Here is a 13,061-nt window from a genome sequence, read left to right as displayed (position 1 = left end):
CAGCCGGTATTTCATATACGACTCGTATATAAAGTAACCATATGCGAGCCGTATGTCAAATTCACATACATCTCGTATATTAAGTGAGGTCTGAATGGCAAAGTCCAGACGAGAAACCATGGAGGAAAACCGCGTCAAATTGATTGCGGCTGGTCGAAAAGCCTTTGCTGAAAAGGGATATTCGGCTGCGTCCATGGACGAGTTGACCGCCGACGCGGGGCTGACGCGCGGTGCGCTGTATCATAACTTTGGCGACAAGCGTGGTCTGCTGGCGGCGGTTGTCGACCAGATCGATTCGGAAATGGCCGCGCGCGCCCAGCAAATCGGTTCTCATGCCGCGACGGACTGGCAGCGCCTGCTGGCTGAGGGCGTGGCCTATATCGAAATGGCAATGGAGCCGGAGGTGCAGCGTATCGTGTTGCTTGACGGCCCCGCAGTGTTGGGTGACCCCTCTAAATGGCCAAGCCAGAACACTTGTCTTCAGATAACCCGGCGGGCCTTGGAGAGCCTTATTGCTCAGGAAGTCCTAAAGCCTGTTGATGCGGAAGCCGCCGCACGGCTTCTGAGCGGGGCGGCCCTTGATGCGGCACTTTGGATTGCGGCCAGCGACGATCCGGAAAATGTCTTGCCAAAGGCGGTCGAGGCTTTCCGCGCCATGGCTGAAGGCCTGCTTCGCAATCCACTTTGATTGGTTTGCCAAAGCTGCCGGATTGTAGAATCACGGTGTGAAGGTGCTGCCGATAGGCTCGGGTTTTCCCCAGAACCGGTTTCCACTTTTTGGCCTGATGCTGTAGATTGCACGCTTGTTACTGCGTTCGGGTGCATTTCGGGGAGGAAGAGTGATGTCCTGGGTTACCGGTGGAGCGATTTATTTCATTCTCTGGTGGGTCACGCTGTTTGCTGTCCTGCCCTTTGGAGTGCGGACGCAGGACGAAGAAAGCGACATCGTTCCTGGCACTGTGGCCAGCGCCCCAGCAGGCTTCCGCTTCTGGCGGGTGATGGGCACCACGACGATTGTTGCCGCCGTCATCTTTTTTGGCTGGAATTTTGTGTCCGGCTATTTCGGTTTCAGTTTTTCCGATCTGCCGCACGTCATGCCCGATATTCGCTGAGTCTCGATATTCGCTAAGCCCGATATTCGCTAAGCATGGGTGTGTCCTGTAAGCGGACACACCATAAGGGCAAAAAAAAACAAGGCCCGAAGACCTTGTTATTGAAATGTCGCGTGACCTTTCACCAATTAAGGGGCTGCGAATGACCGCGCCTAAGATCTGATCCTCCCAAGACTTTAACCGCGAAATCGGCAGAAATTTAAGCTTTCTGCCTGTTTTGTGAGCGTAAACTAGCTCAACAAGGCAGACTTGTCATCAACTTTTTGCATTTTTGTTACAGCTTTCTAAAAAAAGAAATTGAGCTGGAAATTTTTGCTGATTTGTCAATATTTTGACATGGTTGGACCATGAGCGAATGCTCAGGCGTGAGTGATTTGCCCCGATTTTAGAGGTGGGTCTCGGTTCTTTTGCCCGGTGTCCAGTCATGAACCAGCCAGAACGCGCCTATCTTCAAGATGTCTCTGCATGAGGCAGATTTGGTCACGGACCATGTTATCCTTCGCCGCCGTGAACAAAAGGACGGGGCGGGTTTTCTTCCGCGTGCGAAACGGTTAGAAGGCTTCAAGAAAAACCAGATATATGGCTGATTCCGCACGAAATGCGGCTCGCCTCACCAATGGAAGTCGGTATGCGTCTCTCCCGTTATTTTTTGCCCATCCTGAAGGAAAATCCCAAGGAAGCGGAAATCGTTTCTCACCGGCTGATGCTGCGCACCGGCATGATCCGGCAGCAGTCGCAGGGCATCTATTCCTGGCTGCCGCTGGGTAAGCGCGTGCTGGACAAGGTCAATGCGATCATTCGTGCGGAGCAGAACCGGGCAGGGGCGGTTGAATTGCTGATGCCGACGCTGCAATCGGCTGAGCTTTGGCAGGAAAGCGGTCGCTACGACGACTATGGCAAGGAAATGCTGCGGATCAAGGATCGGCAGGACCGGCCCATGCTGTACGGTCCCACCAATGAGGAAATGGTCACGGACATCTTCCGGTCCTATGTGAAGTCCTACAAGAGCCTGCCGCTGAACCTCTATCACATACAATTGAAATTCCGTGATGAGATCAGGCCGCGCTTCGGCACGATGCGGTCGCGCGAATTTCTGATGAAAGACGCCTATTCCTTCGATTTGACGAAGGAAGCCGCCATTCACTCCTATAACAAGATGTTTGCCGCCTATCTTCGGACGTTCGACCGGCTTGGTCTGCGGGCCATTCCGATGCGCGCCGATACCGGCCCGATCGGCGGCAATCACAGCCATGAATTCATCATTCTCGCCGATACCGGTGAATCGGAAGTGTTCTGCCACAAGAGCTTCCTGGATCGAGCCATTCCGGCTGCCGATACCGATTTCGATGATGTTGCTGGCCTTCAGGCGATTTTCGACGACTGGACATCGCACTATGCCGCCACCTCTGAAATGCATGATGAGGCAGCTTACGGTGCCATGCCGGATGACGCGAAGATTTCCGCCCGTGGTATCGAGGTCGGTCATATCTTCTATTTCGGCACCAAATATTCCGAGCCGATGGGCGCCAAGGTGCAGGGACCTGACGGTAAGGAACATCTTGTCCACATGGGATCCTACGGTATAGGGCCGACCCGCCTTGTTCCGGCCATTATCGAAGCTTCCCATGATGAAAATGGCATTATCTGGCCGGCTTCCGTCGCGCCGTTCGATGCTATCATCATCAACATGAAGGCTGGGGATGCCGGTTGCGATGGCGCATGCGACACCGTGTACGGGGCGCTGACCAAGGCCGGCAAGGATGTTCTTCTCGACGATACCGATGATCGCGCCGGTGCGAAATTCGCACTCGCGGATCTGATCGGCGTTCCCTACCAGGTGATCGTCGGTCCGAGGTCGGTCGCCAATGGCGAAGTTGAGCTGAAGAACCGTAAAACCGGCGAGCGTGAAACCATGACCATCGAGGCCGCCATCAACCGTCTTGCCGGTTGAGCGACGCCAGGAGGCAAGATTGAGCAGTGAAACCGGAAGCTCTGCGGCAGGCGATACCGCAGTGCCGTCATCCGCAAAGCCGTTTTCCGCATTCGAGCGCATGGTGGCCTGGCGCTACCTGCGCGCCCGGCGCAAGGAGGCGGTAATTTCGGTTATTGCCGGCTTCTCCTTCGTCGGCATCATGCTGGGGGTTGCGACCCTGATCATCGTCATGGCTGTCATGAACGGTTTTCGGACCGAGTTGATTTCTCGCATCCTCGGCATAAACGGGCATATGATCGTTCAGCCGGTCGATAGTCCCTTCACCGACTTTGCCGATCTTGCCAAGAAATTCTCCGCCGTGCCCGGTGTCACTATGGCGCTGCCGCTGGTCGAAGGCCAGACGCTGGCTTCCGGCAAGGGCGGTGCTGGCACCGGTGCGCTGGTGCGCGGCATCCGTCCGGACGACCTGTTGAAGCTCAAGGAAGTGGCGGCAAATATCAAGACTGGCGACATGGTTGGTTTCACATCCGGCCAGGGCGTGCTGATCGGTTCGCGCATGGCCAACGATCTCGGCTTGCAGGCGGGCGATTCCATTACCCTGGTCTCGCCAGAGGGGGACGTGACCCCGATGGGTGTCAACCCGCGGGTCAAATCCTACAAGATTTCCGGCACGTTCGAGATCGGCATGTCGGAATATGATTCTTCGATCATCTATATGCCGCTTGAAGAATCGCAGCTCTATTTCAACGCGGAAGGCGTGGTGCAATCCATCGAATTGTTCGTCACCAATCCTGACGACATCGATGAGCTGCGCCCCAAGGTCGAGGCGGCCGCGGGCCGGCAGGTGTTCATCAGCGATTGGCGCCAGCGCAACCAGACCTTCTTCTCCGCCTTGCAGGTGGAGCGCAATGTGATGTTCATGATCCTGACATTGATCGTCATTGTCGCGGCGCTGAACATCATCTCCGGCCTGATCATGCTGGTGAAGGACAAGAGCAGCGATATCGCCATTCTGAAGACCATGGGCGCCAGTTCAAGCTCGATCCTTCGGATCTTCTTCATGACAGGTGCGGCCATCGGCATCGCTGGCACCTTCGCCGGCGTCGGACTGGGCGTGCTGGTCTGTCTGAACATCGAATCGATCCGGAATTTCTTCTCCTGGGTCTCCGGTACCGTGTTGTTTGATCCGCAACTCTATTTCCTCAGCAAATTGCCGGCGGATATGAGCTTTGGTGAAACGGTTTCGGTGATTATCATGTCGCTGACCTTGTCCTTTATCGCCACCATCTTTCCGGCATGGCGGGCAGCCCGGCTCGACCCCGTGCAAGCCCTGCGTTACGAATAAGGAACAGCGGATCCATGGCGAACAACCCTGTTCTTGAAATTTCGGAGGTCTCGCGCACCTATGGGGAGGGCGAAACCAAGCTTTCCATTCTGAAAGGCGCCGGGCTAAAATTATACGAAGGCGAAACCGTCGCTCTCGTTGCTCCGTCGGGCACGGGCAAGTCCACCCTGCTGCATATTGCCGGGCTGCTGGAACATCCGACGGAAGGCGACGTGCTGATTGGCGGCACCCGTTGCAATGAATTGTCCGAGGAAGGCCGCACGGCCATGCGCCGCACCAGCATTGGCTTCGTCTATCAGTTCCATCACCTGTTGCCGGAGTTCTCGGCGCTTGAAAACATCATGATGCCGCAGATGATCGCGGGCCTGAGCATTCCGGAAGCCAGCAAGCGCGCCAAGGCTCTGCTTGATTACATGCGCATCGGCCATCGCGGTGATCACCGTCCCGCCGAGCTTTCCGGCGGCGAACAGCAGCGCGTGGCCATTGCCCGTGCTGTCGCCAATGCGCCGCTGTTGTTGTTGGCGGACGAGCCGACCGGCAATCTCGATCCGGAAACTGCGGCTTACGTATTTTCCGCGTTGGAAGCGCTGGTGCGCCAGTCTGGCCTTGCGGCGTTGATCGCGACCCATAATCATGAACTCGCCCGGCGGATGGACCGCTGCGTCACGCTTCAGGACGGCAGAATCGTCGATTTCGATTTGTAATTGCCCACGGGTCTGGAAAGAAGTTTTTACATCAGAGATATCAAAGCCCGTCGATCACCTGATCGGCGGGCTTTTCGTATGGCGCATAGAGTTTGTCAGAGAAAAGGGAAGCCGATTTCGGCAGACAAATGATTGGAAAAATTTCTGTTGACGAACAAACAAAAGGAGAACAAAGTGAATACATAACCAGACAGGAGTGAGCTATGAGTGACATTCTGCATGACATCGCCGCATTCGCATCGCTGGCTGTTTTTATTGCCAGCTTGTCTGTTCTGGCGATGGCGTTTTGAAATGCCGGGCATCGTCCTGGCGCGATCTGACCTGGATGGGCCTGCCAAAGGCACACGTCGCTTTAAGGGGATAGGTGGCAGTGAGGCTGCATGCCTTCTGGACATGGCGGGCCAAACCTAGGACAATAACCTCCATACAGCGCCGTGCGTTTTGTTAAATGCACATCGGACGCGGTAACACTTTCATCTGCTGCATTGCTTTTTCCTTGGGCCGATTTCGGTTTAACGAGAAGTTTTATGGCGGCGGTCTTCAGTGTGTAGCGGCGACAAGCAAGCAGGATGGATGCAATGAGTGATATGGGCGCAAGCGGACAGGCTGTAGTGAAGGCGGGTCCAGGTTTCGTCCATCTGAGAGTGCATTCGGCCTATTCGCTGCTGGAAGGTGCGCTGCCGCTGAAGAAGATCCTAAGCAAGGTTGCGTCTGACCAGCAACCGGCCATTGCCATTACCGATACCAATAACCTGTTCATTGCGCTGGAGTTTTCCCAGAAGGCGCTCGGCGATGGCTTGCAGCCGATCATTGGTTGCCAATTGTCCATCGATATGGAAGACGCCAATGAGGAAAAGCGGGGCAATAGCTCACTTGCCAAATATCCCGCTATCGTGCTTCTGGCCGCCGATCCGGCCGGTTACGAGCGGCTGGTGGATCTGGTCAGCCGTGCCTATCTCCAGGGCGATAATAGTCAGTCTGTGCATATCACCGCCTCCTGGCTGGAAGAGATCGGCACGGATGGCCTGATCGCGCTGACGGGTGCATCAGGCGGTCCGGTCGATCTGTCGGTGAAGGACGGCCATCACGCCCAGGCGCTGTCGCGGCTTCAGACGCTCAAATCCCTGTTCGGGGATCGGCTTTATATCGAATTGCAGCGCCACCAAGGCTATGACCGTGTGCATGAAAGCCGGATGATCGCGCTCGCTTACGATCACGATATTCCATTGGTTGCCACCAATGAGGCCTTCTTTCCCAGCCGTGACGATTATGATGCCCATGACGCACTGATGGCGGTTGCCCATAATGCCATCGTATCCGACGACCGGCGGTTTCGCCTGACACCGGATCATTATCTGAAAAGCCGCAAGGAAATGCAGGTCTTGTTTAAGGATCTGCCGGAAGCGCTTGAAAACACGGTTGAGATTGCCAGCCGCTGTTCTTTTGTTCTCGATACTCGCAACCCTATATTGCCGCGATTCACTGGTGGTAGTGACGATCCGGAAGAGGCCGAGCGCGCCGAAGCCGGGGAATTGCGCCGTCAAGCCATTGAGGGATTGGACGACCGACTGGCGAAGCTTGGCATGGCACCCGGCTATGAGGAAAAGGAATATCGAGACCGGCTGGATTTCGAACTCGGCGTCATTGAGCGGATGAAATTTCCCGGTTACTTCCTGATCGTTGCCGACTTTATCAAATGGGCCAAGAGCCAGGATATTCCGGTCGGTCCCGGCCGTGGTTCCGGTGCGGGTTCGCTGGTTGCTTATGCCTTGACCATTACCGATGTCGATCCGCTGCGGTTCTCCCTGCTGTTCGAACGTTTTCTCAATCCTGAGCGCGTCTCGATGCCCGACTTCGACATCGACTTCTGTCAGGATCGCCGTGAAGAGGTGATCCGTTATGTGCAGCGCAAATATGGGCGCGAGCAGGTGGCGCAGATCATCACCTTCGGGTCGCTCCAGGCCCGTGCAGCCTTGCGCGACGTTGGCCGCGTGCTGGAAATGCCTTATGGGCAGGTCGACAGGATCTGCAAGCTGGTGCCGAACAATCCGGCCAATCCGACCCCTCTGTCCAAGGCCATCGAAGAAGAGCCAAAGTTTCAGGAAGAGGCAGAAAAGGAACCGGTCGTCGCCCGTCTGCTGGATATCGCCCAGAAGATCGAGGGACTTTATCGCCACGCCTCCACCCATGCTGCCGGTATTGTTATCGGTGACCGCCCGCTGTCCAAGCTGGTGCCGATGTATCGTGATCCGCGCTCGGATATGCCGGTTACCCAGTTCAATATGAAGTGGGTGGAGCAGGCCGGGCTGGTCAAGTTCGACTTTCTCGGATTGAAGACGCTGACGGTGCTGAAAACCGCGGTGGATTTCTGCCGGCTGCGCGATATCGAGATCGATCTGGCGACCATTCCGCTGGACGACGAAAAAACCTATCAAATGCTGTCACGCGGTGAGACCGTCGGGGTGTTCCAGGTGGAAAGTGCCGGCATGCGCAAGGCGCTGATCGGCATGCGGCCCGACTGTATCGAGGATATTATCGCGCTGGTGGCGCTTTATCGCCCTGGCCCGATGGAGAATATTCCGGTCTATAATGCCCGCAAGCATGGCGAGGAGGAGATCGAATCGATCCATCCGACCATCGATTACCTGCTGAAGGAAACCCAAGGGGTTATCGTCTATCAGGAGCAGGTCATGCAGGTGGCCCAGGTTCTGTCGGGCTATTCGCTCGGTGAAGCGGATCTTCTGCGCCGCGCCATGGGTAAGAAGATCAAGGAGGAAATGGACAAGCAGCGCGCCCGTTTCGTCGATGGCGCGGTGAAGAATGGCGTCTCAAAGCCCCAGGCCGACAATATTTTCGACCTATTGGCGAAGTTTGCCAATTACGGCTTCAACAAATCCCACGCCGCCGCCTATGCCATTGTCTCCTACCAGACGGCCTATATGAAGGCGCATTATCCGGTGGAGTTTCTGGCTGCGTCGATGACCCTCGATATGGCCAATACCGAAAAACTGGTGGATTTCCGCCAGGATGCCGGGCGTCTCGGTATCGAGGTCGTGCCGCCCTCGGTGCAGACGTCGTTCCGGCACTTCCAGACCGGTCCGAACAGGATTTACTATTCGCTGGCCGCCCTAAAGGGCGTTGGCGATGCAGCCGTCGAGCATATCGTGGCGGTCCGCGCCGATACGCCCTTTGCCGATCTCGAGGATTTTTGTCTGCGGATCGACCCGAAGCAGATCAATCGTCGGGTGTTTGAAAGCCTGATTTTTGCCGGTGCCTTCGATTGTTTTGGCCGCGACCGTCCCGAACTGTTGGCTGGCATGGACCGGATCATCGGCTATGCGCAGCGCGCCCAGGAAAATGCCGTCAGCGGCCAGTCGGATATGTTCGGCTCTGGCGGCGCCACAGGGCCGGAGCGGATTTCCTTTCCGACCTATACGCCCTGGCTGCCATCTGAAAAGCTGATGAGGGAGTTTCAGGTTCTGGGCTTCTATCTTTCGGCCCATCCGCTCGACACCTATAAACCGCTGCTGGAAAAGATGCGCGTGCAGAATTTCGCTGACTTTTCCGGCGCTGTGCGCCAGGGCGCCACGGCTGGCCGGCTGGCCGGCACGGTGATTTCAAAGCAGGAGCGCAAGACGCGAACCGGAAACAAAATGGGCATCGTCACGTTCTCGGATGCCACTGGCCAGTTCGAGGCGGTGCTGTTTTCAGAGGGCTTGAATCAGTATCGCGACCTGCTCGAATCTGGCAAGTCACTGGTGATCACGGTTGCTGCCGAAGAACGACCGGAAGGCATTGGTCTTCGTATCCAGACGGCGCAATCTCTGGAAGAAAAATCCTTGCAGATGCAAAAGACGCTGCGCGTCTATCTGCGCGATTCCGGCCCCTTGCGGGCGCTGGCCGCCCATCTCAATACCAAGGGCGATGGACTGGTTTCCTTCGTGGTGATCAAGGAGGATGGCCGCCGCGAAATCGAGGTCGAACTCAATCAACGTTTCCGCATCACGCCCGAAATCGCCGCCGCCATGCGGTCCGCGCCAGGCGTGGTGGATGTTGAATTGGTATAGCCACTCTTTGTGGCGTCGCTCTCGCAAAACTGCGGCACGTGCTCAGGCCACATGGATTATTTCGCTATTGCCGTTATCCCGGCAGGTAGGTGATGAAGTCAGTGCCGTCAACCGTATCCTGGCCTAGCCCATGGTCGGTAATCGTCATCACGGTGCCTGTCGTCATGGTCGTTTCAATACGCTCGCGGATGTCGTCCGGGATGTGAATGCGATTGAGAACCGTATCCAACCCATCGGGGGTGGTTGGCTGCCCCTTGCCAATGATGACAATCGACGAATTTGAGACTGCCGGAGCCGACTGAAGGCTGGTTACCTGCCAATGAGCCTTCCCATTGGCAATTTCCAGATTTGCCGCGAAAAAATGCGTGCCGAGTGGTTTTTGAGGCTGGTCGATGACAATAGGCGCGTCGAAGACCGGCTTGAATGCCTGGCGCACATAGATTTGGCCAGAGGGTGGCATCGGCTTGCCAGCGCTTTGATAGAGAGCGCTCAGGAATGTCGGCGTAATGAGCGGCCCCTTCAGGGGCAGGCCTTTCCAGCGTTTAAAGCCCTGGATGGCCGTGCGGGTCAGGGGACCGGCAAGACCATCATGACCGCCGGTCTCAAATCCCATGTCCTGCAAGAGAAGTTGGGCGTCATGGATGGTTTCGGTCTCACCCCGAAACGTGATCAACAGGCTCAAAGGTGGTTGGCTGGCAATTGCGGCCTGGGGTTTGGGGCGGGGCAGATCGGCCATCGCCACTTCCACCGGTTCTGTGCTGCTGGTGCCATCCGCACCGCGCAGGCGCGCGTCGGACAGGATCTGGGGGCCTTGCTGTTGTTGCGTCGGGCTGAACAGAAACGGATGCTCGATGGGAGCTGGCGCGACCGGGGCATCGCTGATCAGCACATGCGCACCCAGCCGGGTCATGCCATAGAGCTCACGTGCAAATTGGCCGGGCAGGCGCACGCAGCCATGTGAGGCTGGCCGGTTTGGCACGCTGCTTGATTCATGCAAGGCAACGCCGGACCAGGTGATGCGTTGCATCCAGGGCATGGGCGCATTCGAATAGAGGTTGGATTCGTGATATTTAGCCTTTTGGATGATCGAGAAGATGCCTGATGGCGTCGTATGACCTTCCTTGCCAGTTGAAACCTTCGAAGAGGCGACGATTCGGTCTCCATCATAGACCGTGAGAGATTGCGTCTGTTTCGACACGATGATTTGCAATGCGCTGCCGTCTCTGGCTGAGGCCTGCGATAGGGTCGCGCTCAACGCGAGCACGGAAGCGGACAGGAACATCGAACGAAACATGGTGCGGACCGTCATGGTGCCCTCATTATGTAAACCGGGAAAAACTGGGCCTTCAAAAGGTCGCCTGATCATGTGAGCAACGATGTGCCATGAAATCAGTTGGTAAACGCCTACAACGCCGTGCGTTTTATAAAACGCACAAAGGATGCAGTCGCGTGTGGGCCGAATCCTAAAATAAACGTTGATCTTTAACGATTGCTTACCCGGCAGGGCCGCTCACACAAAGTTGACGGGCAATGTTTTGATCGTTGCTATTTTTTATTGCTGCCGAAGGTGAAGCCGGTTTCGACCATGCCCTTGCCGAATTTCATCCGCAATTGGTCCATGGCGGCTTCCGCCTTGGCGCGGCGGGCGGCGTCCGGATCGACCAGATCCGGTGGGTCGGCCAGGCTTGGATCGGCAAAATCGCTGACGCCGATACCGATCAGCCGAAACTTTGTGCCATCGGCTTCCTTATCCAGCAATTGCAGGCCCGTGCGAAAGATCCGGTCGGCGAGCTGGGTGGGGTCGTCCAGCCGCCGATTGCGGGTGCGCAATTTGAAGTCGGCGCTTTTCAGCTTCAAGATAACGGTGTGTCCAGCCAGCTCCTGCTTTTTCAAGCGCCAGGCGACTTTTTCCGAGAGCTTGCGCAGATGGGGAACAAGGTCTTCCCGGCGGGAAATATCGTCAAAGAACGTGGTTTCGGCGGAGACGCTTTTGGCCGGGTCATTGGTATGGACATCCCGGTCGTCGATGCCTTTCGATAGCCGTGCCAGTCGTTGGCCCATGCTGCCATAGCGACGGATCAGGTCGCTTTCCTCCATGGTTTGCAATTGCCCGATGGTGCGAATGCCGTCTTTTTCCAAGGTGCTGGCGAAGGCTTTGCCGACGCCCCAGATGGTGGTGACAGGGCGGGGCGCCAGAAAATCCAGCGCTTCAGCCTCGCCGATGACAGAAAATCCCCGGGGTTTTTGCAGGTCGGACGCCACTTTCGCCAAAAATTTACAATAGGATAGACCAACGGAAACGGTGATGCCAATTTCACATTCGATACGCCGGGCAAGCCGTGCCAGCACAAGAGCGGGTGGCGCGTGGTGCAATGTTTCGGTGCCTTTCAATTCCAGAAAGGCCTCATCAATGGACAAGGGTTGCACCAGAGGGGTCAACTCCTCCATCATTGCCCGTACTTGCCGGCCGACGCGGGAATATTTTTCCATATTTGGTGGAATGACCACGGCGTCAGGGCAGGCTTCCAGCGCCTTGAACATCGGCATGGCCGAGCGCACACCATGGATGCGGGCCACGTAACAGGCGGTGGAAACCACGCCGCGCTTACCGCCGCCAATGATCAATGGTTTGTCGATCAGGTCTGGATTGTCGCGCTTTTCAACTGAGGCATAAAAGGCATCGCAATCGATATGGGCCAATGTCAGCTTAAACAGTTCAGGGTGATAGACGAGGCGAGGGCTGCCGCAAGCCGTACATCTCCGCTTGCCTTCCGCCTGTAGCGAAAGGCAATCACGACAAAAGCCGGAGCGGAGTGGCGGCGCAGCAGACATGGGCGAGAACATAAGTTGAACATCGCCACCATAAGCCGGGTTTTCAAGGCCTGCAAGGGGAACCCTTGCTAATCCCCAAGCCCCGAAAATGTAAAAGACGGGTGCGGATCAGATCCGCGCCTGGAAATGGCGGAGGACCCGCTCGCTGGCATCGTGCCAATCGTCGGCACGCAATACATGGGGGCCAGGCGGCGGCGCATGGCGATGAATTTCTGACTGCGGCCCGATTTGCACCAGCAGGCAGTCCGGCGCATGCTCTCCCACGGAATGGAGATTGTGGGCCATGTCATCCATGAAGGCGAAGGGCAGGGGCCGGTCGCGATGCAGGGCTTTGACGACAGGCCCCTTTGGGCTTTCCGTGGCCAGCAAGGGAAAATCCAGCCCCAGCCGATCCAGCAGACGGCGCCGCTGGGCGGTAAAGGCGGGGGGCATGGCGGTCAGAAAGACAATATCTGCAATCTTGCCAATCCGTTGTAGTACGGCCACGGCATCGCCAAACGGGGTCTGCCACTCTTCCTGTTTTTCGAAAAATGTCAGCAGGAGATTCGTGACGATCTGATCTTCCAGCGCAAGCTGATCCTTGGCTGACACGATGTTGCCATGCAGTCGGAAGGATTTCGGCAATAGACGATGGCCAAGGCTGTCGAGATAGGCCTCGAAGGGCACCAGGAATTCCAGCACGACGTCGTCGACATCGCTGATCAGCAATGGCCGGTCGGCCAGGCGAACATGGTTGAAGTCGACAATCTCGCCCATCAGATTTCACCGGAATCAAGTGCAGGCCGAACATAGACGTGATAGGCTGCAATAACATCTTCCGGTCGGGTCTGTGTGGCGGAGCAGAATTCCAGCAAGGTCGGTTCGTGCTGCATGAGAAACTCCAGAAGTCCGGCCAGAAATTCCGGGTCATTGACGGCCAGGCGCAGTTGCTGAGGCTCCAGGCCGGTCAGGGACAGAAAGCGTCCCAGCATGTCCGGCTCACTCGCCAGCCAACCCAGCACGGCAATCGCCGTTTGTTCGGCGCGCTCTGCTGAAACCGTCTTGATCGTCACTTTGTCTCGCACAGTC

10 protein-coding genes are annotated in these 13,061 nt (G+C 56.7%); 6 read left to right on the top strand and 4 right to left on the bottom strand.

Translation table 11 applies throughout. From position 1 onward, the window contains the following. The first annotated feature begins 94 nt into the window (after positions 1 to 94). The 6 genes from V6582_RS03505 (at position 95) to dnaE (ending at position 9,161) form a co-directional block, all read left to right on the top strand. Positions 95 to 688 (top strand): TetR/AcrR family transcriptional regulator, encoded by a 594-nt coding sequence (locus tag V6582_RS03505; protein ID WP_156633419.1) that lies wholly within the window; start codon positions 95 to 97, stop codon positions 686 to 688. Between the two features lie 154 nt (positions 689 to 842). Continuing rightward, a complete protein-coding gene (locus V6582_RS03500; protein WP_060715757.1) occupies positions 843 to 1,112 on the top strand; it encodes a DUF1467 family protein in 270 nt (89 codons plus the stop codon). 628 nt (positions 1,113 to 1,740) lie between these two features. Next, positions 1,741 to 3,063: a proline--tRNA ligase gene (proS, locus tag V6582_RS03495; protein ID WP_156633420.1), complete on the top strand. Its 1,323-nt coding sequence runs from the start codon at positions 1,741 to 1,743 to the stop codon at positions 3,061 to 3,063. A 19-nt stretch (positions 3,064 to 3,082) separates the two neighbouring features. Beyond that, complete coding sequence (locus V6582_RS03490) at positions 3,083 to 4,390, top strand: lipoprotein-releasing ABC transporter permease subunit (protein ID WP_015915670.1); 1,308 nt, start codon at positions 3,083 to 3,085, stop codon at positions 4,388 to 4,390. Positions 4,391 to 4,404: 14 nt separating this feature from the next. Continuing rightward, on the top strand, positions 4,405 to 5,094 hold the full coding sequence (locus V6582_RS03485) for an ABC transporter ATP-binding protein (RefSeq protein ID WP_156533286.1): 690 nt from the start codon (positions 4,405 to 4,407) through the stop codon (positions 5,092 to 5,094). Positions 5,095 to 5,672: 578 nt separating this feature from the next. After that, complete coding sequence (dnaE, locus tag V6582_RS03480; RefSeq protein WP_156633421.1) at positions 5,673 to 9,161, top strand: DNA polymerase III subunit alpha; 3,489 nt, start codon at positions 5,673 to 5,675, stop codon at positions 9,159 to 9,161. Positions 9,162 to 9,234: 73 nt separating this feature from the next. Here dnaE and V6582_RS03475 read toward each other — a convergent pair whose 3' ends face one another. The 4 genes from V6582_RS03475 to V6582_RS03460 all read right to left on the bottom strand — a co-directional run bounded on the left by V6582_RS03475 (position 9,235) and on the right by V6582_RS03460 (position 13,045). Then, the gene (locus V6582_RS03475) at positions 9,235 to 10,470 is read right to left on the bottom strand and encodes a L,D-transpeptidase family protein (RefSeq protein ID WP_156633422.1); all 1,236 of its coding nucleotides are present in this window, start codon (positions 10,468 to 10,470) and stop codon (positions 9,235 to 9,237) included. Positions 10,471 to 10,706: 236 nt separating this feature from the next. Then, positions 10,707 to 11,993, bottom strand: coding sequence for a DNA polymerase IV (locus V6582_RS03470; RefSeq protein WP_156633456.1), 1,287 nt, complete (start codon positions 11,991 to 11,993; stop codon positions 10,707 to 10,709). 108 nt (positions 11,994 to 12,101) lie between these two features. Continuing rightward, on the bottom strand, positions 12,102 to 12,749 hold the full coding sequence (locus V6582_RS03465) for a hypothetical protein (RefSeq protein ID WP_156633423.1): 648 nt from the start codon (positions 12,747 to 12,749) through the stop codon (positions 12,102 to 12,104). Further along, entirely contained in the window at positions 12,749 to 13,045 is a 297-nt protein-coding gene (locus V6582_RS03460; RefSeq protein WP_337739344.1) for a DUF3572 domain-containing protein, read from the bottom strand. Before V6582_RS03460 ends, V6582_RS03465 begins: the two co-directional genes overlap by 1 nt. Positions 13,046 to 13,061 lie beyond the last annotated feature (16 nt).

The sequence above is a fragment of the Agrobacterium vitis genome, from assembly GCF_037039395.1.
GTDB classification, from domain to species: Bacteria; Pseudomonadota; Alphaproteobacteria; order Rhizobiales; family Rhizobiaceae; genus Allorhizobium; species Allorhizobium vitis_E.
This window is presented reverse-complemented; position numbering and strand designations above follow the sequence as displayed.